This is a genomic window from Streptomyces sp. LBL (genome assembly GCF_029893585.1).
Lineage (GTDB): Bacteria > Actinomycetota > Actinomycetes > Streptomycetales > Streptomycetaceae > Streptomyces.
Genome location: NZ_JARXYX010000005.1, coordinates 111,758 through 135,333, shown reverse-complemented (window position 1 = coordinate 135,333; position 23,576 = coordinate 111,758). Strand labels below are relative to the sequence as shown.

Here is a 23,576-nt window from a genome sequence, read left to right as displayed (position 1 = left end):
GCTCACCCGCGTGGCGTCGAGGAACACGACGCCACGCGCTGCTCACCTGATTGTTGTGCCTGGCCGGCTGACGACGCGTCGGCTCAGGGGCCGTGTGAAGCAGTCCCACTGGTGACGTCTCGTATGCGTGAGGTACGTATGCGCGCCACGGTGGCGGCGGGGCGGGAGGGGTCCGGTGGAAGCAGGCCGAGGAAGCCGCAGCCTCTTCAGCTTCTTCATGCCGTACTCCGGCTCTTGTGCCTCACCCTCGCCCTCCCGTGAACCTGACGAAGCGTCTCTAGAACTCTGTGTGTGCCTGTGGTTTCCAGGCTTTTCGGGCGCGGCGTGGCGGTGTGCGGTCGCTGTCCGGTGGTCCGAACCTCGGGGTGAGGGGGTGGACTGCGGTGGCGTGCAGGTGGTGGAAGCCGGTCCGCTCGGCGGCGCGGGTGCGCCGGCGACAGGTTCTGTGTGAGAGCCGCACCCGGCTGGATCGAAGAAGGTCTTCTTCGGGCCGGTGGGGTGCGGGTACTCCATGACCTGACGCCGGCCCGGAAACGGGGGCTGGTGTCGTGGTGTCATGCCCCGCCGGACGCTGGACTGCCCCCGTGGTGGGGGTGGTGGCGGGGACCGTACGCACATCGGGCATACGGCGGGAAGTCTTCTGTCCGGGGGCCTGTTCGGCGGCGCGCCGAGTACCTCGGCCACGAGGGGCGGCGGGCCTGCCGGGGGTGGGGTGTCCCTTGCCCGGGGTGGTCTTGGGTCCGCGCGGCCGGGGCGGGGTGTGCTCTGTGCGGCGTTGGCGGCGCAGGCGGCGGGTGGTCTTCTTCGCACGCCTCACCAACCGCACGGTGCCTTCGATGGTGGTGTGGATGGTGCGGGCGTGGGTGGCGCGGTCGGTGGTGGTGTGGGTTTGTGCGAGCAGGCCGCGGGAGACGATCCGGCGGGCGGCGGCATGATCACGGTCCATGGACAGCCCGCAGCCCGTGCAGTGTGCCCACTTCCAGCCGCGCTCGGACAGCCGGTCGGGGGCCGGATGGTGGGTGAGCGTTGCGAGGCATCCGGGGCACAGTCTGGAGGTGCCCCGGGCCGGGACGGTGACCACCGCGACCTGGGCCTTCGTAGCCAGGTGGCGGATCGCTTCGGCGACGGTGCCGCGGACCTGTCCGGACAGGCGGGCGTTGCCGCTTAGGTGACCGCGGGCTTCCAGGGTGGTCAGGTCTTCCAGGTAGATGACGCTCGCGCCGAGCGCCACGGCCTGATCGACGGCCCAGCGGGCCGCCGCCCAGGCCAGCGCGGCATTCAGCTGCCGGATCCGCGCACACACCCGCCCGTGCTCGACCTCCAGCACCCGCGCCCGGTCGAGATGTTCGCCCCAGGCCAGGTGCGGGGAGCCCAGCCCGTCCGCGAGTGCCCGGTAGTGATCGCGCTTGGCGGCAAGGGTTTCGCGCACGCCGCGCAGCCGGTGCAGGGCGGCGCTCACCGTGGTGGCGTCGAAGACCAGGGGACGCCCGTCGGTGACCACCCGCTGGGCCGGGCTCTGGCCGGTCAGGCGGCCCAGGACGCCGGTGAGCAGGGTGTTGACGCCCCAGTCGAAGCCGAGTGTCAGAGTGTGACCGGTTGCTTTGGTGGCTGGGGCGGGCCGGGAGTGGGGCAGGTCGAGGGCGATCCGGCCCGTGCGGGTGGGGCGCAGGGTGGGGGTGTGCAGCACGGCATCCGGTGTGACGGTGGCGGGCAGGCGGATGTCGATCACGTGCCAGGCCCAGTCACGGCCCGTGGCCGGGGCCGCGCACAGGGGGAGTTTGACCCGGAGCCGGGCGGTGGCCGCGTCCACCCGGGCCAGGGTGACCTGCTGGCGGTCCATCGCGGCCAGCAACACCAGCGGGGGCACCTGCGGCGGGCCCTCCAGGACGCACAGGCCGGCGGGCAGCTGCCCGTGCTCGGCCGCATACGCGCGGATCTGCCGGGTGCGGTTGCGGATCTCCGCACCACTCACCCCAGCGGGCAGCAGCGCCCGCAACGCCGTCCACTCAGCCTCGGTGCGGCGGCTCGGATCGGCGGGCCAGGTGGCGAGGACCGCGGCCACTATATTGCGGCGGTGCAGGGCCAGGCGCAGGGTGCGGGCCGCGTACTCCTCCACACCCCGGCGCACCCGGTCCGACACATACACCCCCGCCGGCGGCGGGACAGCCTTCGGCCAGTTCAGGCGGCGCAGCGCCATCCACCCCTTGGACGGCAGGACTTCACCCCGCTCGTCCACCCCGGCGGCCAGCACGTCGAAGGAGTTCTCGTCCCACCGGGCGGCCACCAGAGCACCGGTCAGTGTCCGGCTCAACTCGGCGAGGAAACCCACCCGTTCCAGCAAGCCCCGCTGCCCGATCCGCTCACCGGTTGCCTCCAGCACACCGGCGAAGGCGGTGCACGTGGCCGTCGCCATCAGCTTGGCCATGCCCACCACCTCACTCTCCCGCACGTGTCCGGCCACCTTCAGCAGCGGCCGCATCCCCGCCTCCGATCGGCCTAACGACTGACCATCACACAAGGACACGGCTTTCCCGCACCCTGCGGGTGCGGGAAGGCCGGAGGGGCAGAGCGGGACGACCACGATCGTCGGCGTCGGCGTCGGCGCAACGGATCGAGGAACACCACATTCCGCTGACCTGCACAAAAGGCATCTTATGAGGATGAAAGGATCAACAGATCCTGAGGAACCGCACCGATGACACGGAGCAGCATCAACCAGCCTGCTTAAGCTAAACAACCAACAGTTGAGGACCCTGGCTCACGCTCTCCTCTGGTGGAGGGACCGCAGTCGGGTCAGTTCGTCCTGCGAGAGCCGCAACGCGCCGCCGGTGACGTTCTCGATCAAGTGGTCAGGGTTGCCGGTGCCCGGGATGGCCAGCACATGTGGTCCACGGTGCAAAGTCCAGGCCAGCCGGACCTGCGCGGGCGTCGCACCGTGTGCCCGCGCGACGGCGAGCACTTCGTCCTCGTGTGTCTCGCTCGCACCCGCCTCGCCCCGGTCGCCGGAGATCGCGAAGTACGGGACGAACGCGATGCCCTGCTCTCCGCAGCTGTCCAGGAGACCGTTGGCGTCCGCGAGTCGGCGATCGAGACCGTACGTGTTCTGCACGCAGACCACCGGCGCGATGTTCTGGGCTTCAGCGAGGTGTTCGGGTTTGACGCTGGAAATGCCCAGGTGACGGATGAGGCCGGCGTCGCGCAACTCGGCCAGGGCGCCGAAGTGCTCGGCGATCGAGTCCTGGTTCGTCCTGCGCAGGTTGACGACGTCGAGGTGGTCACGGCCGAGTTGGCGAAGGTTCTCCTCGACCTGGCCGCGCAGTTGCTCGGGCGTGGCCGGGGGCAGCCACTCACCCGAGGGTCCTCGCCCCGGGCCGACCTTGGTGACGATGACCAGGTCATCGGGGTATGGGGCCAGCGCCCGGTTGATCAGCTCGTTGGCGGAGCGCAATGGGGAGAAGTAGAACGCGGCGGTGTCCAAGTGGTTCACGCCGAGGTCGACCGCGCGGCGCAGGAGTCTGATCGCAAGGTCGCGGTCGATCGGGGCACCGTCAGAATTCCCTCTCATGCCGTTGCCCGTCAGGCGCATCGTGCCGAAACCGAGACGGTTGACTTCCCGGTCGCCGAGCTTCCAGGTGCCCGCGGCCGCCGCGGTGATCGTCTCCGAGAGCATGATTGAGGCCTTCCTTACGATCTTGGAGCGCCCGGAAGGGCGCACTGATTCCTGGGTTGCGGGCGAGCGCCCCTGACCCGGCACTGACAAGGGTTTACCGCAGTTCGCCGCCACTGCCGACCTCGGAGTATGGGGTCGCGATCACCATGAAAAGTAGGCATGGAGCGAGCGGGAAAAGTCACGCGGAGTATTGGAACGAGTGGGTGCGGTGGTGCGTTGGAACGTATGCGAACGCCGCGAGCCGCGACAGGAGTGCGCCCGTCGTACGGGCGGACACGCGCCCCGCTCGACGCCCAACGCCCAACGCCCAACGCCCAACGCCCAACGCCCACACGGCCCTTGGTGGCGTGCCGGGCACGGGAGGGCACACGGGGCCGGGCGCGTGCCGGGCACGGGCTGGGCGCGGGCTGGGCACGCGGACTGGGCGCTGGCTGGGATCTGCACGAGTGGCGGCACCCCGGCCTCACCCACCTCGGTGAGGCCGACGCGAGTCTGCCGATGCTCATGACCCCGGTTGTGGCGGGCCAGGCTCAGGCCAGCATGTTCTCGATGAGGTCGGCGGCGCGCGGGGTGCCGCCCTCGGCCTGCGCGCCGGAGCGCAGCAGTGCCGAGCGGCGGGCGACCTCCGCGTCGGTGACCAGATCGTTCAGGGCCGCTCGTAGGGCCTCGGCGGTGGCATCCGGGGTGTCGATACGGCGGGCCACGCCCAGGTCCACGAGCCGGTCGGCGTTCATGAACTGGTCGACGGCCTGTGGCACGGCGATCATCGGGACACCTGCCAGCAGTCCTTCGCCACAGCCGCCCATGCCGGCGTGGGTGACGAAGGCGTCCGCCCGCTCCAGGATCGCCCGCTGTGGGACCCAGGAGTGCACCTCGATGTTGGGCGGGACGTCGCCGAGTTCCCGCGGGTCGGTGTACTTGCCGATCTGGAGGACGACGTGCCAGCCGGGCAGGTTGCCGTAGGCCGCCAGGCACCGGCGGTAGAACTCCGGTTGACGGGTGTACGCCGAGCCCAGGGAGATCAGCAGCACGTTCTCCGCATCCGCCGGCCGCGTCCAGCCGTCACCGCCCGCCTGTGGGTCGAAGCAGGGCCCGACGAAGGTCACCGTGTCGGTGTCGACCTGGTCGGCGTGCGGTTGCATCGCCTGGGGGATCAGCGCCAGGGCCCGCGCGGGAGGACCGGAGAAGGCGTCCACGTCGGTGGTGGACGCCCCGCATCCGGCGAGCCAGTGCGCGAACCTCGCCCGGTAGGCGTCGGCGCCCGGCAGGTGCCGCAGGTGTGCGGCGACGTCCTGGACGTAGCCGTCCCAGGCCACGAAAGTCGGGGACAGCTGCACGAGTGGCCGGTCCTGTGATTCGGCGAGGGCGCGCGCGGCGTAGGCGCCGATGTCGTACAGGTACAGGTCCGCCGGGTCGGGGTCGTAGGCGGCGCGCAGCTGGGGCAGTGCTTGGACGGCGTCGTCGAGGAAGAGGCCCATTGCGGCGATGGGATCGTCGGGCCAGTTGTTGTCGGCGACCGGCAGCACGGAGGTGCTGGGAACCAGTTCGGCACCGGTGGCCGTGATCAGGTCGGCCACCGCGGGGTCGTTGGCGTAGGTCACGCGGTGGCCGCGGGCCACCAGCTCGCGGATGATCTCAAGGCTGGGCAGGACGTGGCTGACGGCGGGGATGCCGACCATCGCGATGTGGGCACGGCGACGGGACATGGATGATCACTCACTTCAGGTCTACGGCGGACGGGACACGGCAAACCCGCGCGCCGGCCTCTCCGAGAGCCTCGGATGCAGGCGCGCACATGGGCATGCGGAAGGGAGACGGGGCGCTGCCCCGACCGTGTCAGCCGTAGATCTGGCGGAGGATGAACATGCCCGCGACCGTAGCCCGCCCTCTGACTTCAGCGCACCTCAATTACCGTCGACTGCCTTATGGAGACGCGGTTTTGCGGCCTCGGCGCGGGTCCGGGCCATAGCGACCTCGACCTCGACCTCGACCTCAGCCTCGTCGCGGGTGACTTCCTTGTAAAAGCGTTCCCTGTGGGCGTCGGTGACGATGGAGGTCCACTCCTCGACGGGCTCCTCAGGCACATGTCCGAGCTGGTATTCGGCATCCCGGAGCACCGGTCTTGCCGTCTTGCCGGGCTGGCAGGCACACGTCCTGCCGTCCCAAGGAGGCGACGGCAAAACGTGGTCGTGTACCTGGAGCTGCTCCGCGGCTGTGAGCCCAGGAGCCGCCGACAGTTGACCTTGGAGGCGTCGGCGCGCTCGGTGGGTCAGACGTCGGGTTCGGAGACGTAGGTGAATGATCCGCCGGCGGTGCCGCCGGGGCCGGTGACGGTGACGTTGACGGTGCCTTCAGCGCCGCCGGGCGGGGCGGTCGCGGTCACGGTGGTGTCGGAGATGACGGCGAAGGTTGCCGGGGTGCCGTTGAAGGTGACTTGGTCGGTGGCGCCGAGGCCGGTGCCGGTGAGGTTCACCTGGGTGCCGCCCGTGACCGGTCCCGTGCCGGGATCGACGCTGGTGACGGTGGGCGCGCTGAGGTAGGTGTAGACCGGGCCGTGGGCGCTGCCGCCGGGGGTGCTGACGGTTACCGCGACGGGGCCCGGTGCCGGGGCTGTGGCGGCCCTGACGGTGACCTGGGTGTCGGAGACCTGTTGGATGACCGCCCGGGTAAGCCCGAGGTACACGTCGAGGGCTCCGGCGAGGTTGCGGCCGGTGATGACGATTTCGTCGTCGCTGCCGGCGACGGGGCCTGCAGCGGGGCTGATATCCGTCAGGGAGGGGACCGGCCGGTAGTAGAACTGTCCGAGGGTGCCGGTGCCCCCTGCGGTGGTCACCGTCACGGGGACGGCACCGGATCCCGCGGGGGCGGTGACGGTCAGCGAGGTCGCGGTGTTGGCGGTGATGACGGCCCGAGCGGTGCCGAAGCGCACGGTGGTGGCGTTGGCCAGGTGGTGGCCGGTGAGCGTCACGGTGGTGCCGCCGGCCGTGGATCCCTGGTCGGGGATCACGGTGGTCGCCATGACACCGACGGTGTCCGCGTCGGTGTTGGTCACGTAGGCGTGTGTCCCGTCGGGGGTGAACGCGACGATGGTGGGGCCGTCTCCGACGTCGATGTTCTCGACGACGGCGTTCGTGGCGGTGTCGATCACACTCACCGTGTCCGGATAGGCGTTTGGCACGTAGGCATGGGAGCCGTCCGGGCTCACCGACGGGAAGCGCGGCTGGGCGCTGACGCCGACGGTGGCGGTGACGGTGTCGGTGGTGGTGTCGATCACGCTCACGGAGGAGTTGCCGACGTTCGCGACGTAGACGTGCGCCCCGTCGGGGGTGACCGTCAGCAGAATGGGAACGATGCCGACGCCGATCGTGGCGGTGACGGCGTTGGTGGCGGTGTCGATCACGCTGACCGCGTTCGTGGACAGACACGCGACGTAAGCGCGTGTCCCGTCCGGGGTGATGGCCAGGCCGATCGGTCCTCCCGGCACGGGGATGGTGGTGGTGACGGTGTTGGTGGCGGTGTCGATCACGCTCACCGTGTCCGTGAGTTGCACCGTCACGTAGGCGCGGGTGCCGTCCGGAACGAGGGCTACCACCGACGCCCCGACCCCTACGGCGACGTTCGCGACGATGGAGTTCGTGGCGGTGTCGATCACGCCTAGGAGGCCGGCGTCGTTGATGGTCACATACGCCCGGGTACCGTCCGGACTGGTGGCCACGAAGGTGGGACCGGCCCCTGTGGGAATCGTGGCGATGACGGCGTCGACGGCGGTGTCGATCACACTGACGGTGTTCGAGCCCCGGTTGGCCACATACGCGCGGGCCCCATCGGGTGTGAGGGCGATTCCCTGGGGCGTGTCGCCCACGGGAATGGAGGCCCCTGCCGCGAACGCGGCACTGAAGCCGAGACCGCGCGCCTGGACCGGCTGCGGCGATGGCGATGTCAAGGTGAACATGACACTCCCTGAGACAGGCGGAAGGATTTCCTCCCGCACGGAAATGTCTGCTCCACCGCATGGGCCGACAGCGAGCAGGCGACCGGCCCCAGACGGGCACCGGCGAAATACACACTCTTGAATAGCTAAATGCCCCTCAAGAGAGATATTTAACTCTTGCGCGATATGTCAGATTGACTGATATTCACTTCATGCGGGAACTGGATCGGATATCAGGTAACCGATGACGCGGGTATGGGCATGGGTATGACGTCCGGACACCGGTGCGCGCCGTTCACGAGCGGCGCGACTCCGCCGCTTTCCAGCGGTGCTTCTCGTATGTCCTCCGTTACGAGAGGGCAGGGCAGGACGAGTTGTGGCGGACGTGTGCCTGCCCAGCCCGGGGAGGGGCTTCCGGCTTGACGCCAGGCCGCGGCGTATCGGGAGCCGGCCCGACTCAAAGCCGGAACACTCCCGGTCCGGCTTCCGGCAATACCGCTCCGGGCCAGGGCATGGCATCCGGACACGGTGTCCCAGCCAATTCAGGAATCGCTGGCGGGCGCCCCACCACGACGCCTGTCACCGGCAGACCGACGGGCCGACTGCCTGGCGGAACGGTCGTCGGGGCGAGTCTGCAAGCAAGCGCGGTTCGACCGGCCGCGTGCCGACAGGACCGACGTGCTTCTGGCCGTCGTGGCCGTGGTCGGCCGGTTGTTTCGTCCGTGATCGCCGGCCGCCGGCAGACCACGGCCTTCTGGCCGCACCCGCCGCACTCGCCCGCCTCCGGGCTGCAGGTTTGACCTACGTCACCCCCGGGGTATTGTCTCCGCCCCGATTGGCCAGCCCCCCGCCCCCTGTGGCAGACTGGCGGAGTTGCTCGGTCGAGTGTTGATGCTGCGCGCCTCCCGCCGGGAGGACCGGAAGCGAGTCCCACAGTACTCGTCGCCCTAACTGCCAGGTGGCAGCGCTGGGGCGGACGTACGGGAATCTTTCGGGAAGTGTCAGTGCAGCGCCGGCCAGGCGCCCGGTGGGTTTTCACCCCCGGCTTGCGGTTCCGGAAGGGCCGTGCTTCCCAGACGGGATGTTCCAGGGATGGGACATCTGTGTCAGTGAGAGCGCGACACACCCGACCGCGTGGGTCGGAGAGTGAATGTTCGGAACATCGGGTTCCAGAGCGTTAAACGAGAGACAGGACTACTAGTAGCCATGGCGGGACAGAAGATCCGCATCCGGCTCAAGGCCTACGACCACGAGGTCATCGATTCCTCGGCGAAGAAGATCGTCGAGACGGTGACGCGTACTGGTGCGTCGGTCGCGGGCCCGGTGCCGCTGCCCACTGAGAAGAACGTGTACTGCGTCATCAAGTCGCCGCACAAGTACAAGGACTCGCGCGAGCACTTCGAGATGCGCACGCACAAGCGCCTGATCGACATCCTCGACCCGACCCCCAAGACCGTTGACTCTCTGATGCGACTCGACCTCCCGGCCGGTGTCGACATCGAGATCAAGCTCTGAAGGCCGGTGATCTGAGAATGGCTAAGCAGATCAAGGGCATCCTGGGCGAGAAGCTCGGCATGACGCAGGTGTGGGACGCGAACAACCGTGTCGTCCCGGTCACCGTCGTCAAGGCCGGCCCGAACGTCGTGACCCAGGTCCGTACGAATGACAGTGACGGCTACGAGTCGGTCCAGATCGCCTTCGGCGAGATCGACCCGCGCAAGGTGAACAAGCCCCTCAAGGGTCACTTCGCCAAGGCCGACGTCACCCCCCGTCGCCACCTCGTCGAGATCCGCACCGCGGCCGCCTCCGAGTACGCGCTCGGCCAGGAGATCACCGCTGAGGTGTTCGAGGCCGGCGTGAAGGTCGACGTGACCGGCAAGAGCAAGGGCAAGGGCTTCGCCGGTGTCATGAAGCGTCACAACTTCAAGGGCCTCGGCGCCGGTCACGGCACCCAGCGCAAGCACCGCTCTCCCGGCTCCATCGGTGGCTGTGCCACCCCCGGCCGTGTCTTCAAGGGCATGCGCATGGCGGGCCGTATGGGTAACGAGCGGGTCACCACCCAGAACCTGACCGTCCATGCTGTTGACGCGGAGAAGGGACTGCTCCTCATCAAGGGAGCCATCCCCGGTCCGAACGGCGGCCTCGTCCTGGTCCGCACTGCGGCCAAGGGGGCCTGAGGTACCGATGAGCACTGTTGACATCCTTTCGCCTGCAGGCGAGAAGACCGGTAGCGTCGAGCTCCCCGCGGAGATCTTCGGCGTTGAGAAGATCAGCATCCCGCTGCTCCACCAGGTCGTCGTCGCGCAGAACGCCGCTGCCCGTCAGGGCACGCACAAGACCAAGCGTCGCGGTGAAGTCCGTGGTGGCGGTAAGAAGCCTTACCGTCAGAAGGGCACCGGCCGTGCGCGCCAGGGTTCGACCCGCGCGCCGCAGTTCGCCGGCGGTGGCGTCGTCCACGGCCCGCAGCCGCGTGACTACTCGCAGCGGACCCCGAAGAAGATGAAGGCGGCGGCCCTGCGTCACGCCCTCACCGACCGGGCCCGTCACAACCGCATCCACGTCGTCTCCGGCGTCGTCGAGGGTGAGAACCCGTCGACGAAGTCCGCCAAGACGCTGTTCGGCAAGATCTCGGAGCGCAACAACCTGCTCCTGGTCGTCGACCGCGCCGATGAGGCCGCGTGGCTGTCCGCCCGCAATCTGCCCCAGGTCCACATCCTGGAGCCGGGCCAGCTGAACACGTACGACGTTCTCGTCTCGGACGACGTGGTCTTCACCCAGGCCGCTTTCGAGTCCTTCGTGTCCGGCCCGAAGGCCAACGACACCGAAGGGAGCGAGGTCTGATGGCTATCCGTCACCCCTCCATCGCCTCCAAGGCGGCCAAGGCGGCCAAGGCCGCGCGCGTCGCCAAGGCGCGTCGCCACGCCACCGAGGGCAAGAACACCGTCGAGACCCCGCTGAGCAAGTCCTTCACGGACCCCCGTGACGTGCTGCTCAAGCCGGTCGTCTCCGAGAAGAGCTACGCGCTTCTCGACGAGGGCAAGTACACGTTCATCGTCGCCCCGGGCTCTAACAAGACCCAGATCAAGCAGGCCGTCCAGGCGGTCTTCTCGGTCAAGGTCACCGGGGTCAACACGATCAACCGCATCGGTAAGCGCAAGCGCACCAAGACCGGCTTCGGTCAGCGTGCCGGCTCCAAGCGCGCGATTGTGACCCTCGCTGAGGGCGACCGTATCGACATCTTCGGCGGTCCGACCGCGTAAGCGGGTCGGATCGTCCGATATCGGACGAGGACTGAGAAATGGGAATCCGCAAGTACAAGCCGACTACGCCGGGCCGTCGTGGCTCGAGCGTCGCCGACTTCGTCGAGGTCACGCGGTCCACGCCGGAGAAGTCGCTGGTCCGCCCGCTGCACAGCAAGGGCGGCCGTAACAACGCCGGTCGTGTGACCGTTCGCCACCAGGGTGGCGGACACAAGCGCGCCTACCGCGTGATCGACTTCCGTCGTCACGACAAGGACGGCGTGCCGGCGAAGGTCGCGCACATCGAGTACGACCCCAACCGCACCGCGCGTATCGCGCTGCTGCACTACGTGGACGGCGAGAAGCGCTACATCCTCGCCCCGCGCAACCTGCAGCAGGGTGACCGCGTCGAGAACGGTCCCGGGGCCGACATCAAGCCGGGCAACAACCTGGCCCTCCGCAACATCCCGGTCGGTACCACGATCCACGCGATCGAGATCCGTCCCGGTGGCGGCGCCAAGTTCGCCCGCTCCGCCGGCGCCTCGGTGCAGCTGCTCGCGAAGGAGGGCACCATGGCCCACCTCCGCATGCCGTCCGGTGAGATCCGGCTGGTCGACCAGCGCTGCCGCGCCACGGTCGGCGAGGTCGGTAACGCCGAGCAGAGCAACATCAACTGGGGCAAGGCCGGCCGCAAGCGCTGGCTGGGCGTCCGCCCGACCGTTCGCGGTGTGGCGATGAACCCGGTTGACCACCCGCACGGTGGTGGTGAGGGCAAGACCTCCGGTGGTCGCCACCCGGTCTCCCCGTGGGGTCAGAAGGAGGGTCGTACTCGTTCGCCGAAGAAGGCTTCGAACAAGTACATCGTCCGCCGCCGCAAGACGAACAAGAAGCGCTAGGAGCGGGTTTAGATGCCGCGCAGTCTCAAGAAGGGGCCCTTCGTCGACGACCACCTGATCAAGAAGGTGGATGTCCAGAACGAAGCGGGTTCCAAGAACGTCATCAAGACCTGGTCCCGTCGCTCGATGATCGTCCCGGCCATGCTGGGCCACACGATCGCGGTGCACAACGGCAAGACCCACATTCCGGTGTTTGTCACCGAGTCGATGGTCGGCCACAAGCTCGGCGAGTTCTCGCCGACGCGCACCTTCCGGGGTCACGTCAAGGACGACCGGAAGTCGAAGCGCCGCTAACGCGGGGTGGAATGACCATGACAGACACTGGAAGGACAACCATGGAAGCCAGGGCCCAGGCGCGGTACATCCGCGTCACGCCCATGAAGGCCCGCCGCGTGGTGGACCTTATCCGTGGCATGGACGCCACGGAGGCTCAGGCGGTCCTGCGTTTCGCCCCGCAGGCCGCGAGCGTGCCGGTCGGCAAGGTGCTGGACAGCGCCATTGCCAACGCCGCACACAACTACGACCACACCGACGCCGACAGCCTCGTCATCTCCGAGGCGTATGTCGACGAGGGTCCGACCCTGAAGCGGTTCCGTCCGCGTGCGCAGGGCCGCGCCTACCGGATCCGCAAGCGGACCAGCCACATCACCGTGGTCGTCAGCAGCAAGGAAGGAACCCGGTAATGGGCCAGAAGGTTAACCCGCATGGGTTCCGGCTCGGTATCACCACCGACTTCAAGTCGCGTTGGTACGCCGACAAGCTGTACAAGGACTACGTCAAGGAAGACGTCGCCATCCGTCGGATGATGACGTCCGGCATGGAGCGCGCCGGCATCTCGAAGGTGGAGATCGAGCGCACCCGTGACCGCGTCCGTGTGGACATCCACACGGCCCGTCCGGGCATCGTCATCGGCCGCCGTGGCGCCGAGGCCGACCGCATCCGCGGTGACCTCGAGAAGCTCACGGGCAAGCAGGTCCAGCTGAACATCCTCGAGGTCAAGAGCCCCGAGACGGACGCTCAGCTGGTTGCTCAGGCCGTCGCCGAGCAGCTCTCCTCCCGCGTCTCCTTCCGTCGCGCCATGCGTAAGAGCATGCAGGGCACGATGAAGGCCGGCGCCAAGGGCATCAAGATCCAGTGCGGTGGCCGCCTCGGTGGCGCCGAGATGTCCCGCTCGGAGTTCTACCGCGAGGGCCGTGTGCCCCTGCACACGCTCCGCGCGAACGTGGACTACGGCTTCTTCGAGGCCAAGACGACCTTCGGCCGCATCGGTGTGAAGGTCTGGATCTACAAGGGCGACGTCAAGAACATCGCCGAGGTCCGCGCCGAGAACGCTGCGGCCCGTGCGGGTAACCGCCCGGCCCGTGGTGGTACCGGTGGCGGCGGCGGCGACCGCCCGGCCCGTGGTGGTGGCCGTGGTGGCGAGCGTGGCGGCCGTGGCCGCAAGCCGCAGCAGCAGGGGGCCCAGAGCGGCCAGCAGCAGCCGGCCGAGGCCCCCAAGGCCGAGGCTCCCGCCGCCGCTGCCGCTCCGGCTGAGAGCACTGGAACGGAGGCCTGACCGACATGCTGATCCCTCGTAGGGTCAAGCACCGCAAGCAGCACCACCCGAAGCGCCGTGGTCAGGCCAAGGGTGGTACGACGGTCTCGTTCGGCGAGTACGGCATCCAGGCCCTCACGCCGGCGTACGTGACCAACCGTCAGATCGAAGCGGCCCGTATCGCGATGACCCGCCACATCAAGCGTGGCGGCAAGGTCTGGATCAACATCTACCCGGACCGCCCGCTCACGAAGAAGCCCGCCGAGACCCGCATGGGTTCCGGTAAGGGTTCGCCGGAGTGGTGGATCGCGAACGTGCACCCGGGACGCGTCATGTTCGAGCTGTCCTACCCCAACGAAAAGATCGCCCGTGAGGCCCTCACTCGCGCAGCCCACAAGCTGCCGATGAAGTGCCGGATCGTCAAGCGCGAGGCAGGTGAAGCGTGATGTCGGTCGGTACCAAGGCGTCCGAGCTGCGCGAACTGGGTGACGAGGAGCTTCTGAACAAGCTCCGCGAAGCCAAGGAAGAGCTGTTCAACCTCCGCTTCCAGGCGGCGACGGGCCAGCTCGAGAACCACGGTCGGCTCAAGGCCGTCCGTAAGGACATCGCGCGGATCTACACCCTGATGCGTGAGCGCGAGCTGGGCATCGAGACGGTGGAGAGCGCCTGATGAGTGAGAACAACGTGACTGAGCAGACTGCAGGGGCCCGTGGCTTCCGCAAGACCCGTGAGGGTCTCGTCGTCGGCGACAAGATGGACAAGACTGTCGTCGTCGCCGTCGAGGACCGCGTCAAGCACGCGCTGTACGGCAAGGTCATCCGCCGTACGAACAAGCTCAAGGCGCACGACGAGCAGAACGCCGCGGGTGTCGGCGACCGTGTCCTCCTCATGGAGACCCGGCCGCTGTCCGCGACGAAGCGCTGGCGCGTCGTCGAGATCCTCGAGAAGGCCAAGTAGGTAATTCGCGCAAGCGAATTCCAAAGAAACCGCCTGCGGGCAGACCCGCAGGACAGTTCCGCCAGGCTCGGCGAGCTCCGTAAGTCATGTGCGGAGCTCGCCGGGAACCGGCAGACAATCAGGAGATAGACGTGATCCAGCAGGAGTCGCGACTGCGTGTCGCCGACAACACTGGTGCGAAGGAAATCCTTTGCATCCGTGTGCTCGGTGGCTCCGGTCGCCGCTACGCGGGCATCGGTGACGTCATCGTCGCCACCGTCAAGGACGCGATCCCCGGCGCCAACGTGAAGAAGGGTGACGTCGTCAAGGCGGTCATCGTTCGCACCGTCAAGGAGCGCCGCCGTCCGGACGGCTCGTACATCCGCTTCGACGAGAACGCCGCCGTCATTCTGAAGAACGACGGCGACCCTCGCGGCACCCGTATCTTCGGCCCCGTCGGTCGTGAGCTGCGCGAGAAGAAGTTCATGAAGATCATCTCTCTCGCGCCGGAGGTGCTGTAAGCATGAAGATCAAGAAGGGCGACCTGGTCCAGGTCATCACCGGTAAGGACAGGGGCAAGCAGGGCAAGGTCATCGCGGCCTTCCCCCGTGAGGACCGTGTCCTGGTCGAGGGTGTCAACCGGGTCAAGAAGCACACCAAGGCCGGTCCGACCGCTCGCGGTTCGCAGGCCGGCGGGATCGTGACCACCGAGGCCCCGATCCACGTCAGCAATGTTCAGCTGGTCGTGGAGAAGGACGGCAACAAGGTCGTGACCCGCGTCGGCTACCGCTTCGACGACGAAGGCAACAAGATCCGCGTTGCCAAGCGGACGGGTGAGGACATCTGATGACTACCACCACCACTCCGCGTCTGAAGACGAAGTACCGCGAGGAGATCGCGGGCAAGCTGCGTGACGAGTTCAAGTACGAGAACGTCATGCAGATCCCCGGTCTCGTCAAGATCGTGGTCAACATGGGTGTGGGCGACGCCGCCCGCGACTCCAAGCTGATCGACGGCGCGATTCGCGACCTCACCACGATCACCGGTCAGAAGCCGGCCGTCACCAAGGCCCGTAAGTCCATCGCGCAGTTCAAGCTGCGTGAGGGCCAGCCGATCGGTGCCCACGTCACGCTCCGTGGCGACCGCATGTGGGAGTTCCTGGACCGCACCCTGTCGCTGGCGCTTCCGCGCATCCGCGACTTCCGCGGCCTGTCCCCCAAGCAGTTCGACGGCCGTGGCAACTACACCTTTGGTCTCACCGAGCAGGTCATGTTCCACGAGATCGACCAGGACAAGATCGACCGCACCCGGGGTATGGACATCACCGTGGTGACCACGGCGACCAACGACGCTGAGGGCCGGGCGCTCCTTCGTCACCTCGGCTTCCCCTTCAAGGAGGCGTGAGCGAGATGGCGAAGAAGGCTCTGATTGCCAAGGCTGCTCGTAAGCCCAAGTTCGGTGTACGTGGCTACACGCGCTGCCAGCGCTGCGGCCGTCCGCACTCCGTGTACCGCAAGTTCGGCCTGTGCCGCGTGTGCCTTCGTGAGATGGCCCACCGTGGCGAGCTGCCGGGCGTGACCAAGAGCTCCTGGTAGTCCTGTCCACCCGTCGCCCGGCCACCGCCCCTCAAGGGCGGCCCTTCGGGCCGACAGACCGGACTGTGATTTCAGGAACTCTCGGTAAGTAAAGGGTGGTGTCAGGTGCCCACCCCTCCATGGCTTAGGCTAGGAGGGTTGGGCGCCTGGACGCCCATACGACTTACTACGCCGTAGGTCCACCGCGCCGCACCCGTCCCGTCTCGGATCGGGGAGAGGGATGGCGCACCAGGAAACCCCGGCGAGAGAGGCCGAAGGCCAATTCATGACCATGACTGATCCGATCGCAGACATGCTTACGCGTCTGCGAAACGCGAACTCGGCATACCACGACTCCGTGACGATGCCGGCATCGAAGATCAAGTCTCACATCGCGGAGATCCTCCAGCAGGAGGGCTTCATCACGGGCTGGAAGGTCGAGGACGCCGAGGTCGGCAAGAACCTCGTCCTGGAGCTGAAGTTCGGCCCCAACCGTGAGCGCTCCATCGCGGGCATCAAGCGGATCTCCAAGCCCGGTCTCCGGGTGTACGCGAAGTCCACCAACCTGCCGAAGGTGCTCGGCGGCCTCGGCGTGGCGATCATCTCCACGTCGCACGGGCTCCTCACCGACAAGCAGGCCGGCAAGAAGGGCGTAGGCGGAGAAGTCCTCGCCTACGTCTGGTAGCGGAAGGGAACGGAGGAAACAGCTATGTCGCGCATTGGCAAGCTCCCCATCACGGTTCCCGCCGGCGTGGACGTCACCATCGACGGCCGTACGGTTTCGGTGAAGGGCCCCAAGGGCTCGCTCTCCCACACCGTGGCGGCGCCGATCGAGATCGCCAAGGGTGAGGACGGCATTCTCAATGTCACCCGCCCCAACGACGAGCGTCAGAACAAGGCCCTGCACGGCCTGTCCCGCACGCTGGTGGCGAACATGATCACCGGCGTGACCCAGGGTTACGTGAAGAAGCTCGAAATCAGCGGTGTCGGTTACCGCGTCGCGGCCAAGGGATCGAACCTCGAGTTCGCGCTCGGCTACAGCCACTCCATCACTGTCGAGGCGCCCGAGGGAATCACCTTCAAGGTGGAGAACCCGACCCGCTTCTCGGTCGAGGGCATCGACAAGCAGAAGGTTGGCGAGGTTGCGGCCAACATCCGCAAGCTGCGCAAGCCCGACCCGTACAAGGCCAAGGGCGTCAAGTACGAGGGCGAAGTCATCCGCCGCAAGGTCGGAAAGGCGGGTAAGTAAGCCATGGCATACGGACAGAAGATCCTCAAGGGCGACGCCTACAAGCGCGCCGCGATCAAGCGCCGCCACATCCGGATCCGCAAGTCGATCAACGGTACGGCGGAGCGTCCTCGTCTGGTCGTTACCCGCTCGAACCGCCACATCGTGGCCCAGGTGATCGACGACCTCAAGGGCCACACCCTTGCGTCGGCGTCCACCCTGGACACCTCGATCCGCGGTGCTGAGGGTGACAAGTCGGCTCAGGCCAAGCAGGTCGGCGCTCTGGTCGCCGAGCGCGCCAAGGCCGCCGGTGTCGAGGCCGTCGTATTCGACCGTGGTGGCAACCAGTACGCCGGGCGCATCGCCGCCCTGGCGGACGCCGCCCGCGAAGCCGGGCTCAAGTTCTGAGCCGCTTCCGTAGCTAGCGGAAAGAGAGAGGTAATCCAATGGCTGGACCCCAGCGCCGTGGAAGCGGTGCCGGTGGCGGCGAGCGGCGGGACCGGAAGGGCCGTGACGGCGGCGCATCTGCCGCCGAGAAGACCGCGTACGTTGAGCGCGTTGTCGCGATCAACCGCGTCGCCAAGGTTGTGAAGGGTGGTCGTCGCTTCAGCTTCACCGCGCTGGTCGTGGTAGGCGATGGTGACGGCACCGTGGGTGTCGGTTACGGCAAGGCCAAGGAGGTGCCGGCCGCCATCGCCAAGGGTGTTGAGGAGGCCAAGAAGCACTTCTTCAAGGTCCCCCGTATCCAGGGCACCATCCCGCACCCGATCACGGGTGAGAAGGCTGCCGGCGTCGTGCTGCTCAAGCCCGCGTCCCCCGGTACCGGCGTTATCGCCGGTGGCCCGGTGCGTGCCGTGCTCGAGTGCGCCGGTATCCACGACATCCTGTCGAAGTCGCTCGGCTCGTCGAACGCGATCAACATCGTGCACGCGACCGTGGCGGCTCTGAAGGGCCTGCAGCGTCCCGAGGAGGTCGCGGCCCGCCGTGGCCTGCCGCTCGAGGACGTCGCTCCCGCGGCTCTGCTGCGTGCGCGTGCCGGGGCTGGTGCTGCGTAATGGCACAGCTCAAGATCACGCAGAAGAAGTCGTACATCGGCAGCAAGCAGAACCACCGTGACACCCTGCGCTCCCTTGGTCTCAAGGGCATCAACACGCAGGTCGTCAAGGAGGATCGTCCCGAGTTCCGCGGCATGGTGCACACCGTCCGCCACCTCGTGACGGTCGAGGAGGTCGACTGATCATGGCGGAGAACAGCCCGCTCAAGATCCACAACCTCCGTCCCGCCCCGGGCGCCAAGACCGCCAAGACCCGTGTGGGTCGTGGTGAGGCGTCGAAGGGTAAGACGGCAGGTCGTGGTACCAAGGGCACAAAGGCCCGTTACCAGGTTCCGGAGCGCTTCGAGGGCGGGCAGATGCCCCTCCACATGCGTCTTCCGAAGCTCAAGGGCTTCAGGAACCCGTTCAAGACCGAGTACCAGGTCGTGAACCTCGACAAGCTGGGCGCGCTGTACCCCGAGGGTGGCGAGGTCACCGTCGAGGACCTCGTGACCAAGGGTGCCGTTCGCAAGAACAGCCTCGTCAAGGTCCTCGGCCAGGGCGAGATCTCCGTGGCGCTGCAGGTGACGGTCGACGCCGTCTCCGGCTCCGCCAAGGAGAAGATCACCGCCGCCGGCGGTACCGTCACCGAGCTCATCTGAATCCCTCAGGCGTCTCGATGACTTGAGCGATCCCGACCGGGGATATCCCACAAATGGGGTATCCCCGGTTGGTCGTTCCACGGGGGCAGTCTCGCCGGTAAGGTGGCTTGGACTGCCTACTTTCACAAGATGCTTCCCATGAGGCACCTTGGGCGGCAGTCAACCGTTACACATGTCGTCGTTCCTATTGGACCTTCAAGACCGTCACCCTTGACGCAGTTGCGCGGGGGTCGCAGGAGGCACCGTGCTCACCGCGTTCGCCCGGGCGTTCAAGACGCCCGACCTGCGCAAGAAGCTGCTCTTCACGCTCGGCATCATCGTGGTCTACCGGATGGGTACCCACGTGCCGATCCCGGGCGTCGACTACACGGCCGTCCAGCAGTGTATGGACGAGGCGTCCGCGAACCAGGGACTCTTCGGTCTGGTCAACATGTTCAGCGGTGGAGCGCTGCTCCAGATCACCATCTTCGCGCTGGGCATCATGCCGTACATCACCGCGAGCATCATTCTGCAGCTGCTGACCGTCGTGATCCCGCGTCTGGAGGCCCTCAAGAAGGAGGGACAGGCCGGCACCACGAAGATCACGCAGTACACGCGGTATCTGACGGTGGCGCTCGCCATCCTGCAGGGCACCGGCCTGGTCGCCACCGCCCGCAGCGGGGCGCTGTTCAGCGGCTGCCAGGTCGCCGGAAGCATCGTCCCGGACCGCGCGATCTTCACCACCATCGTCATGGTCATCTGCATGACCGCCGGCACCGCCGTCGTGATGTGGCTCGGTGAGCTCATCACGGACCGCGGCATCGGCAACGGCATGTCGATCCTGATGTTCATCTCGATCGCCGCGACCTTCCCGTCCGCGCTGTGGGCCATCAAGAAGCAGGGCACCCTGGCGGGCGGCTGGATCGAGTTCGGCACGGTCATCGCGGTCGGCCTGGTCATGGTCGGCCTGGTGGTCTTCGTCGAGCAGGCCCAGCGCCGGATCCCGGTCCAGTACGCGAAGCGGATGATCGGCCGCCGTTCCTACGGCGGTACCTCGACGTACATCCCGTTGAAGGTGAACCAGGCGGGTGTGATCCCCGTCATCTTCGCGTCGTCGCTGCTCTACATCCCGGCTCTGGTCGCGCAGTTCTCCAGCGGTACGTCGGGCTGGAAGACCTGGATCGAGACTCATCTCGTCAAGGGCGACCACCCGATCTACATCACGTTGTACTTCTTGCTCATCGTGTTCTTCGCGTTCTTCTACGTGGCGATCTCCTTCAACCCCGAGGAAGTCGCCGACAACATGAAGAAGTATGGTGGCTTCATCCCGGGCATCCGGGCTGGCCGACCGACCGCTGAGTACCTGTCGTACGTACTCAACCGGATCACCTGGCCGGGTTCGCTGTATCTGGGCCTGATCGCTCTCGTACCAATGATGGCGTTGGTCGGCTTCGGGGCAAGCCAGAACTTCCCGTTCGGCGGTACCAGCATCCTGATCATCGTGGGTGTCGGTCTCGAGACGGTGAAGCAGATTGAGAGCCAGCTCCAGCAGCGCAATTACGAAGGGTTCCTCCGCTGATGCGTATCGTCCTCGTCGGGCCGCCGGGCGCCGGTAAGGGAACGCAGGCCGCGTTCCTGGCCAAGAACCTGTCGATCCCGCACATCTCCACGGGCGACCTGTTCCGGGCCAACATCAGCAAGCAGACGGAACTCGGCAAACTGGCGAAGTCCTATATGGACGCGGGCAACCTGGTCCCGGACGAGGTCACCATCGGGATGGCCAAGGACCGCATGGAGCAGCCCGACGCGGAGAACGGCTTCCTGCTGGACGGCTTCCCGCGGAACGTGTCGCAGGCCGAGGCGCTGGACGAGATGCTGCAGTCCGAGGGCATGAAGCTGGACGGCGTGCTGGACCTGGAGGTCCCCGAGGAAGAGGTCGTCAAGCGCATCGCCGGCCGCCGCACCTGCCGCAACAAGTCGGCGCACGTCTTCCACGCGACGTACAAGCCGCCGAAGAAGGAAGGCGTCTGCGACGTCTGCGGCGGGGAGTTGTACCAGCGCGACGACGACTCCGAGGAGACCGTCCGTAAGCGGCTGGAGGTCTACCACACGCAGACCGAGCCGATCATCGACTACTACAAGGCGCAGGGCCTGGTGGTCACGATCTCCGCGCTCGGCAAGGTGGAGGACGTCACCGCGCGTGCCATGGAGGCGCTCAAGCGCGAGGACCACGCCGCGTAGCGGTCTTCGCGGTCGGGTTCCGCAGCCGTTCGCGCAGTCGGTTCCTGCCAGCGGTTTCCGGAGCTGTTCTTCGTACGTCGTCGCAGCCGCGGTTCCCTTTCGAGGGGGCCGCGGCTGCTGCGTGGGTGCCCGTATCGTTGATGGCGCCCGTCCCCCTTCCGGTCCAAGAAAGGCTTTCGCCGCCATGGTGCAGATCAAGACCCCCGAGCAGATCGCCACGATGCGTGAGGCGGGGCTGGTCGTGGCCGCCATCCACGCGGCGACCCGTGAGGCCGCGGTGCCCGGGGCCACGACCAGGGACCTGGACCAGGTCGCGCGCAAGGTGCTGGCCGAGCACAACGCGAAGCCGAACTTCCTGGGCTACGGCGGGTTCCCGGCGACCATCTGCACGTCCGTGAACGAGGTCGTCGTGCACGGCATCCCCTCCGACGAGGTGGTCCTCAAGGACGGGGACATCATCTCCATCGACTGCGGCGCGATCATCGACGGCTGGCACGGCGACGCGGCCTACACAGCCTTCGTGGGCTCGGGTCACGCGCCGGAGCTGATCGAGCTCTCCCGGGTGACCGAGGAGTCGATGTGGGCCGGTATCGCGGCGATGAAGCAGGGCAACCGCCTGGTGGACGTGTCGAGGGCCGTCGAGACGTACATCCGCCGCCAGCCCAAGCCCGGCGGCGGCCGCTACGGCATCATCGAGGACTACGGCGGCCACGGCATCGGCACCGAGATGCACATGGACCCGCACCTTCTGAACTATGTCGACCGTCGCCGCGGCAAGGGCCCCAAGCTCGTCCCCGGCTTCTGCCTCGCCATCGAGCCGATGGTCTCCCTGGGCACCCCGAGGACGGAGGTCCTTCCGGACGACTGGACGGTCATCACGACCGACGGCACCTGGTCGTCCCACTGGGAGCACTCGGTCGCCCTGACCGAGGAGGGCCCGCTGGTCCTGACGGCTCCGGACGGCGGCAGGGCGAAGCTGGCCGAGCACGGCGTGACGGCGGCACCGGATCCTCTTGCCTGATCCACTCGTCAGGCTGATACCCGGGCGCCAGGTGCTTAGGAATCTTCGGTGCAGGGCAGACTTCCACGATTCGTCTTTCCGGGTGTGCTGACGTAGACTGACTCGTCGGCTCTCGTGCACCCGCATGTCCGCATGCTCCCGTAAGGGAAGCAAAGAGAGTCGATCAAGGTAGTCGATTCGAAGGGCGAAGCGTGGCCAAGAAGCAAGGTGCCATCGAGATCGAGGGCACTGTCGTCGAGTCTCTTCCGAACGCCATGTTCAAGGTTGAGCTCCAGAACGGCCACCAGGTCCTGGCACACATCAGCGGCAAGATGCGTATGCACTACATCCGCATCCTCCCTGACGACCGGGTCGTGGTGGAGCTGTCTCCGTACGACCTGACGCGTGGCCGGATCGTCTACCGCTACAAGTAGATCTTGCCCAGGTCCCGTGTGAGCGGGGCCGTCGGCAACTGACCCGGAGAACCTCACCTATGAAGGTCAAGCCGAGCGTCAAGAAGATCTGCGACAAGTGCAGGGTGATCCGCCGTCACGGCCGGGTCATGGTCATCTGCGACAACCCGCGCCACAAGCAGCGCCAGGGCTGATCGCACACAGCACCACCCTCTGCACCCGCAGAAATTCGCGCGACGCGAGCTGAACATGTTCATACGCAGGACCCGGGCGAGTGATCGCCCGACACCCCCGGTTCGGAGGCCGGGGACCCGGTTCGTACCTGGTACGGCGGTCGGGAACAGGTTCTGTGGAAGACCTCCGAAGATCAACTGGAGCCATTGAATGGCACGCGTTTCCGGTGTTGACATCCCGCGTGAAAAGCGCGTGGAGGTCGCCCTGACCTATGTGTTCGGCATCGGCCGGACCCTTTCCCAGCTCACGCTGGCCGAGACCGGCATCGACCCGAACACCCGCGTTCGCGACCTCTCTGAAGAGCAGCTCGTCGCGATCCGCGAGTACGTCGACAACAACTTCAAGACCGAGGGTGACCTCCGCCGCGAGGTCCAGGCCGACATCCGCCGCAAGGTCGAGATCGGCTGCTACCAGGGTCTGCGTCACCGTCGCGGTCTGCCCGTCCGCGGTCAGCGCACCAGCACCAACGCTCGTACCCGCAAGGGCCCGCGTCGCGCCATCGCCGGCAAGAAGAAGCCGGGCAAGAAGTAGTCCACAGCGGACCTCTGTCCACGGTCTTCGCTGAAGGACCGACCACCTCCCGTAGGAGATATAGATGCCCCCCAAGGGTCGTCAGGGCGCTGCCAAGAAGGTGCGCCGCAAGGAAAAGAAGAACGTCGCTCATGGCCACGCGCACATCAAGAGCACGTTCAACAACACCATCGTCTCGATCACGGACCCCTCGGGCAACGTGATCTCCTGGGCCTCCGCCGGCCACGTCGGCTTCAAGGGCTCGCGCAAGTCGACCCCCTTCGCCGCGCAGATGGCCGCCGAGTCGGCCGCCCGCCGCGCGCAGGAGCACGGCATGCGCAAGGTGGACGTGTTCGTCAAGGGCCCGGGTTCGGGTCGTGAGACGGCCATCCGTTCGCTTCAGGCGACCGGTCTCGAGGTCGGCTCCATCCAGGACGTCACCCCCACCCCGCACAATGGTTGCCGTCCGCCCAAGCGTCGTCGCGTCTGACGCACG

33 protein-coding genes are annotated in these 23,576 nt (G+C 67.1%); 28 read left to right on the top strand and 5 right to left on the bottom strand.

Going from position 1 to position 23,576, the window contains the following annotated elements:
• Window positions 1-277: 277 nt before the first annotated feature.
• The 5 genes from M2271_RS07680 to M2271_RS07660 all read right to left on the bottom strand — a co-directional run bounded on the left by M2271_RS07680 (window position 278) and on the right by M2271_RS07660 (window position 7,622).
• Window positions 278-2,479 carry a zinc ribbon domain-containing protein gene (locus M2271_RS07680; protein ID WP_280886350.1) on the bottom strand — a complete coding sequence of 734 codons (2,202 nt, stop codon included), beginning with the start codon at window positions 2,477-2,479 and terminating at the stop codon, window positions 278-280.
• 279 nt (window positions 2,480-2,758) lie between these two features.
• Window positions 2,759-3,670, bottom strand: coding sequence for an oxidoreductase (locus tag M2271_RS07675; protein ID WP_280886349.1), 912 nt, complete (start codon window positions 3,668-3,670; stop codon window positions 2,759-2,761).
• A gap of 530 nt (window positions 3,671-4,200) precedes the next feature.
• Window positions 4,201-5,376, bottom strand: a complete 1,176-nt coding sequence (locus M2271_RS07670; protein ID WP_280886348.1) for a macrolide family glycosyltransferase — start codon at window positions 5,374-5,376, stop codon at window positions 4,201-4,203.
• Window positions 5,377-5,574: 198 nt separating this feature from the next.
• Window positions 5,575-5,787: a hypothetical protein gene (locus M2271_RS07665; RefSeq protein ID WP_280886347.1), complete on the bottom strand. Its 213-nt coding sequence runs from the start codon at window positions 5,785-5,787 to the stop codon at window positions 5,575-5,577.
• Window positions 5,788-5,939: 152 nt separating this feature from the next.
• Entirely contained in the window at window positions 5,940-7,622 is a 1,683-nt protein-coding gene (locus M2271_RS07660; protein ID WP_280886346.1) for an IPT/TIG domain-containing protein, read from the bottom strand.
• Between the two features lie 1,185 nt (window positions 7,623-8,807).
• Here M2271_RS07660 and rpsJ point away from each other — a divergent pair.
• The 28 genes from rpsJ (at window position 8,808) to rpsK (ending at window position 23,570) form a co-directional block, all read left to right on the top strand.
• The gene (gene rpsJ, locus M2271_RS07655; protein WP_003948644.1) at window positions 8,808-9,116 is read left to right on the top strand and encodes a 30S ribosomal protein S10; all 309 of its coding nucleotides are present in this window, start codon (window positions 8,808-8,810) and stop codon (window positions 9,114-9,116) included.
• A gap of 17 nt (window positions 9,117-9,133) precedes the next feature.
• Window positions 9,134-9,778, top strand: a complete 645-nt coding sequence (rplC, locus tag M2271_RS07650; RefSeq protein WP_280886345.1) for a 50S ribosomal protein L3 — start codon at window positions 9,134-9,136, stop codon at window positions 9,776-9,778.
• A gap of 7 nt (window positions 9,779-9,785) precedes the next feature.
• Window positions 9,786-10,442 (top strand): 50S ribosomal protein L4, encoded by a 657-nt coding sequence (gene rplD, locus M2271_RS07645; protein WP_280886344.1) that lies wholly within the window; start codon window positions 9,786-9,788, stop codon window positions 10,440-10,442.
• Complete coding sequence (rplW, locus tag M2271_RS07640; RefSeq protein WP_280886343.1) at window positions 10,442-10,861, top strand: 50S ribosomal protein L23; 420 nt, start codon at window positions 10,442-10,444, stop codon at window positions 10,859-10,861. Before rplD ends, rplW begins: the two co-directional genes overlap by 1 nt.
• 38 nt (window positions 10,862-10,899) lie before the next feature.
• Entirely contained in the window at window positions 10,900-11,736 is an 837-nt protein-coding gene (gene rplB, locus M2271_RS07635; RefSeq protein WP_280886342.1) for a 50S ribosomal protein L2, read from the top strand.
• Window positions 11,737-11,748: 12 nt separating this feature from the next.
• Window positions 11,749-12,030, top strand: coding sequence for a 30S ribosomal protein S19 (gene rpsS, locus M2271_RS07630; protein WP_030619138.1), 282 nt, complete (start codon window positions 11,749-11,751; stop codon window positions 12,028-12,030).
• Between the two features lie 41 nt (window positions 12,031-12,071).
• A complete protein-coding gene (gene rplV, locus M2271_RS07625; protein WP_030619142.1) occupies window positions 12,072-12,419 on the top strand; it encodes a 50S ribosomal protein L22 in 348 nt (115 codons plus the stop codon).
• The gene (gene rpsC, locus M2271_RS07620; protein WP_280886341.1) at window positions 12,419-13,291 is read left to right on the top strand and encodes a 30S ribosomal protein S3; all 873 of its coding nucleotides are present in this window, start codon (window positions 12,419-12,421) and stop codon (window positions 13,289-13,291) included. Before rplV ends, rpsC begins: the two co-directional genes overlap by 1 nt.
• A gap of 5 nt (window positions 13,292-13,296) precedes the next feature.
• Complete coding sequence (gene rplP / locus M2271_RS07615) at window positions 13,297-13,716, top strand: 50S ribosomal protein L16 (protein ID WP_006140905.1); 420 nt, start codon at window positions 13,297-13,299, stop codon at window positions 13,714-13,716.
• Entirely contained in the window at window positions 13,716-13,940 is a 225-nt protein-coding gene (rpmC, locus tag M2271_RS07610; protein ID WP_280878457.1) for a 50S ribosomal protein L29, read from the top strand. The genes rplP and rpmC overlap by 1 nt, the downstream gene beginning before the upstream one ends.
• On the top strand, window positions 13,940-14,227 hold the full coding sequence (rpsQ, locus tag M2271_RS07605) for a 30S ribosomal protein S17 (protein ID WP_280886340.1): 288 nt from the start codon (window positions 13,940-13,942) through the stop codon (window positions 14,225-14,227). Before rpmC ends, rpsQ begins: the two co-directional genes overlap by 1 nt.
• A gap of 131 nt (window positions 14,228-14,358) precedes the next feature.
• Complete coding sequence (gene rplN / locus M2271_RS07600; RefSeq protein WP_280886339.1) at window positions 14,359-14,727, top strand: 50S ribosomal protein L14; 369 nt, start codon at window positions 14,359-14,361, stop codon at window positions 14,725-14,727.
• 2 nt (window positions 14,728-14,729) lie between these two features.
• Window positions 14,730-15,053 carry a 50S ribosomal protein L24 gene (gene rplX / locus M2271_RS07595; RefSeq protein WP_280886338.1) on the top strand — a complete coding sequence of 108 codons (324 nt, stop codon included), beginning with the start codon at window positions 14,730-14,732 and terminating at the stop codon, window positions 15,051-15,053.
• The gene (gene rplE / locus M2271_RS07590) at window positions 15,053-15,610 is read left to right on the top strand and encodes a 50S ribosomal protein L5 (protein ID WP_280886337.1); all 558 of its coding nucleotides are present in this window, start codon (window positions 15,053-15,055) and stop codon (window positions 15,608-15,610) included. Before rplX ends, rplE begins: the two co-directional genes overlap by 1 nt.
• 5 nt (window positions 15,611-15,615) lie before the next feature.
• Complete coding sequence (locus tag M2271_RS07585) at window positions 15,616-15,801, top strand: type Z 30S ribosomal protein S14 (protein ID WP_003948630.1); 186 nt, start codon at window positions 15,616-15,618, stop codon at window positions 15,799-15,801.
• Window positions 15,802-16,066: 265 nt separating this feature from the next.
• Entirely contained in the window at window positions 16,067-16,465 is a 399-nt protein-coding gene (gene rpsH, locus M2271_RS07580) for a 30S ribosomal protein S8 (RefSeq protein ID WP_007384075.1), read from the top strand.
• Window positions 16,466-16,489: 24 nt separating this feature from the next.
• The gene (gene rplF / locus M2271_RS07575; protein WP_280886336.1) at window positions 16,490-17,029 is read left to right on the top strand and encodes a 50S ribosomal protein L6; all 540 of its coding nucleotides are present in this window, start codon (window positions 16,490-16,492) and stop codon (window positions 17,027-17,029) included.
• A 3-nt stretch (window positions 17,030-17,032) separates the two neighbouring features.
• Window positions 17,033-17,416 (top strand): 50S ribosomal protein L18, encoded by a 384-nt coding sequence (rplR, locus tag M2271_RS07570; RefSeq protein WP_053753923.1) that lies wholly within the window; start codon window positions 17,033-17,035, stop codon window positions 17,414-17,416.
• A 38-nt stretch (window positions 17,417-17,454) separates the two neighbouring features.
• Complete coding sequence (gene rpsE / locus M2271_RS07565; RefSeq protein WP_266435019.1) at window positions 17,455-18,063, top strand: 30S ribosomal protein S5; 609 nt, start codon at window positions 17,455-17,457, stop codon at window positions 18,061-18,063.
• The gene (rpmD, locus tag M2271_RS07560) at window positions 18,063-18,245 is read left to right on the top strand and encodes a 50S ribosomal protein L30 (protein WP_280886335.1); all 183 of its coding nucleotides are present in this window, start codon (window positions 18,063-18,065) and stop codon (window positions 18,243-18,245) included. The genes rpsE and rpmD overlap by 1 nt, the downstream gene beginning before the upstream one ends.
• Window positions 18,246-18,247: 2 nt before the next feature.
• Window positions 18,248-18,703 carry a 50S ribosomal protein L15 gene (rplO, locus tag M2271_RS07555; protein ID WP_280886334.1) on the top strand — a complete coding sequence of 152 codons (456 nt, stop codon included), beginning with the start codon at window positions 18,248-18,250 and terminating at the stop codon, window positions 18,701-18,703.
• 244 nt (window positions 18,704-18,947) lie between these two features.
• The gene (secY, locus tag M2271_RS07550) at window positions 18,948-20,261 is read left to right on the top strand and encodes a preprotein translocase subunit SecY (protein ID WP_280886333.1); all 1,314 of its coding nucleotides are present in this window, start codon (window positions 18,948-18,950) and stop codon (window positions 20,259-20,261) included.
• Window positions 20,261-20,923, top strand: coding sequence for an adenylate kinase (locus M2271_RS07545; protein ID WP_280886332.1), 663 nt, complete (start codon window positions 20,261-20,263; stop codon window positions 20,921-20,923). Before secY ends, M2271_RS07545 begins: the two co-directional genes overlap by 1 nt.
• 184 nt (window positions 20,924-21,107) lie before the next feature.
• Complete coding sequence (gene map / locus M2271_RS07540; protein WP_280886331.1) at window positions 21,108-21,944, top strand: type I methionyl aminopeptidase; 837 nt, start codon at window positions 21,108-21,110, stop codon at window positions 21,942-21,944.
• A 191-nt stretch (window positions 21,945-22,135) separates the two neighbouring features.
• Entirely contained in the window at window positions 22,136-22,357 is a 222-nt protein-coding gene (gene infA / locus M2271_RS07535; protein ID WP_003948620.1) for a translation initiation factor IF-1, read from the top strand.
• A 59-nt stretch (window positions 22,358-22,416) separates the two neighbouring features.
• The gene (gene rpmJ, locus M2271_RS07530) at window positions 22,417-22,530 is read left to right on the top strand and encodes a 50S ribosomal protein L36 (RefSeq protein WP_003974245.1); all 114 of its coding nucleotides are present in this window, start codon (window positions 22,417-22,419) and stop codon (window positions 22,528-22,530) included.
• A gap of 190 nt (window positions 22,531-22,720) precedes the next feature.
• Complete coding sequence (rpsM, locus tag M2271_RS07525; RefSeq protein WP_280886330.1) at window positions 22,721-23,101, top strand: 30S ribosomal protein S13; 381 nt, start codon at window positions 22,721-22,723, stop codon at window positions 23,099-23,101.
• A 64-nt stretch (window positions 23,102-23,165) separates the two neighbouring features.
• Window positions 23,166-23,570 carry a 30S ribosomal protein S11 gene (gene rpsK, locus M2271_RS07520; RefSeq protein WP_003956432.1) on the top strand — a complete coding sequence of 135 codons (405 nt, stop codon included), beginning with the start codon at window positions 23,166-23,168 and terminating at the stop codon, window positions 23,568-23,570.
• Window positions 23,571-23,576: the final 6 nt, after the last annotated feature.

Excerpts from the sequence above, each read along its gene's own strand:
- rpsH (WP_007384075.1), top strand. The coding sequence starts at position 16,067 with ATGACCATGACTGATCCGATCGCAGACATGCTTACGCGTCTGCGAAAC.
- rpsK (WP_003956432.1), top strand. The coding sequence starts at position 23,166 with ATGCCCCCCAAGGGTCGTCAGGGCGCTGCCAAGAAGGTGCGCCGCAAG.
- rplP (WP_006140905.1), top strand. The coding sequence starts at position 13,297 with ATGCTGATCCCTCGTAGGGTCAAGCACCGCAAGCAGCACCACCCGAAG.
- M2271_RS07680 (WP_280886350.1), bottom strand. The coding sequence starts at position 2,479 with ATGCGGCCGCTGCTGAAGGTGGCCGGACACGTGCGGGAGAGTGAGGTG.
- rplE (WP_280886337.1), top strand. The coding sequence starts at position 15,053 with ATGACTACCACCACCACTCCGCGTCTGAAGACGAAGTACCGCGAGGAG.
- rpsQ (WP_280886340.1), top strand. The coding sequence starts at position 13,940 with ATGAGTGAGAACAACGTGACTGAGCAGACTGCAGGGGCCCGTGGCTTC.
- rplB (WP_280886342.1), top strand. The coding sequence starts at position 10,900 with ATGGGAATCCGCAAGTACAAGCCGACTACGCCGGGCCGTCGTGGCTCG.
- rpsE (WP_266435019.1), top strand. The coding sequence starts at position 17,455 with ATGGCTGGACCCCAGCGCCGTGGAAGCGGTGCCGGTGGCGGCGAGCGG.
- rpsC (WP_280886341.1), top strand. The coding sequence starts at position 12,419 with ATGGGCCAGAAGGTTAACCCGCATGGGTTCCGGCTCGGTATCACCACC.
- M2271_RS07675 (WP_280886349.1), bottom strand. The coding sequence starts at position 3,670 with ATGCTCTCGGAGACGATCACCGCGGCGGCCGCGGGCACCTGGAAGCTC.
- rpmC (WP_280878457.1), top strand. The coding sequence starts at position 13,716 with ATGTCGGTCGGTACCAAGGCGTCCGAGCTGCGCGAACTGGGTGACGAG.
- rplR (WP_053753923.1), top strand. The coding sequence starts at position 17,033 with ATGGCATACGGACAGAAGATCCTCAAGGGCGACGCCTACAAGCGCGCC.
- M2271_RS07660 (WP_280886346.1), bottom strand. The coding sequence starts at position 7,622 with ATGTTCACCTTGACATCGCCATCGCCGCAGCCGGTCCAGGCGCGCGGT.
- rpmD (WP_280886335.1), top strand. The coding sequence starts at position 18,063 with ATGGCACAGCTCAAGATCACGCAGAAGAAGTCGTACATCGGCAGCAAG.
- rplC (WP_280886345.1), top strand. The coding sequence starts at position 9,134 with ATGGCTAAGCAGATCAAGGGCATCCTGGGCGAGAAGCTCGGCATGACG.
- rplV (WP_030619142.1), top strand. The coding sequence starts at position 12,072 with ATGGAAGCCAGGGCCCAGGCGCGGTACATCCGCGTCACGCCCATGAAG.
- rplD (WP_280886344.1), top strand. The coding sequence starts at position 9,786 with ATGAGCACTGTTGACATCCTTTCGCCTGCAGGCGAGAAGACCGGTAGC.
- rpsS (WP_030619138.1), top strand. The coding sequence starts at position 11,749 with ATGCCGCGCAGTCTCAAGAAGGGGCCCTTCGTCGACGACCACCTGATC.
- M2271_RS07545 (WP_280886332.1), top strand. The coding sequence starts at position 20,261 with ATGCGTATCGTCCTCGTCGGGCCGCCGGGCGCCGGTAAGGGAACGCAG.
- rplF (WP_280886336.1), top strand. The coding sequence starts at position 16,490 with ATGTCGCGCATTGGCAAGCTCCCCATCACGGTTCCCGCCGGCGTGGAC.
- map (WP_280886331.1), top strand. The coding sequence starts at position 21,108 with ATGGTGCAGATCAAGACCCCCGAGCAGATCGCCACGATGCGTGAGGCG.
- M2271_RS07585 (WP_003948630.1), top strand. The coding sequence starts at position 15,616 with ATGGCGAAGAAGGCTCTGATTGCCAAGGCTGCTCGTAAGCCCAAGTTC.
- rplO (WP_280886334.1), top strand. The coding sequence starts at position 18,248 with ATGGCGGAGAACAGCCCGCTCAAGATCCACAACCTCCGTCCCGCCCCG.
- rplX (WP_280886338.1), top strand. The coding sequence starts at position 14,730 with ATGAAGATCAAGAAGGGCGACCTGGTCCAGGTCATCACCGGTAAGGAC.
- rpsM (WP_280886330.1), top strand. The coding sequence starts at position 22,721 with ATGGCACGCGTTTCCGGTGTTGACATCCCGCGTGAAAAGCGCGTGGAG.
- rplW (WP_280886343.1), top strand. The coding sequence starts at position 10,442 with ATGGCTATCCGTCACCCCTCCATCGCCTCCAAGGCGGCCAAGGCGGCC.
- M2271_RS07670 (WP_280886348.1), bottom strand. The coding sequence starts at position 5,376 with ATGTCCCGTCGCCGTGCCCACATCGCGATGGTCGGCATCCCCGCCGTC.
- rpsJ (WP_003948644.1), top strand. The coding sequence starts at position 8,808 with ATGGCGGGACAGAAGATCCGCATCCGGCTCAAGGCCTACGACCACGAG.
- rpmJ (WP_003974245.1), top strand. The coding sequence starts at position 22,417 with ATGAAGGTCAAGCCGAGCGTCAAGAAGATCTGCGACAAGTGCAGGGTG.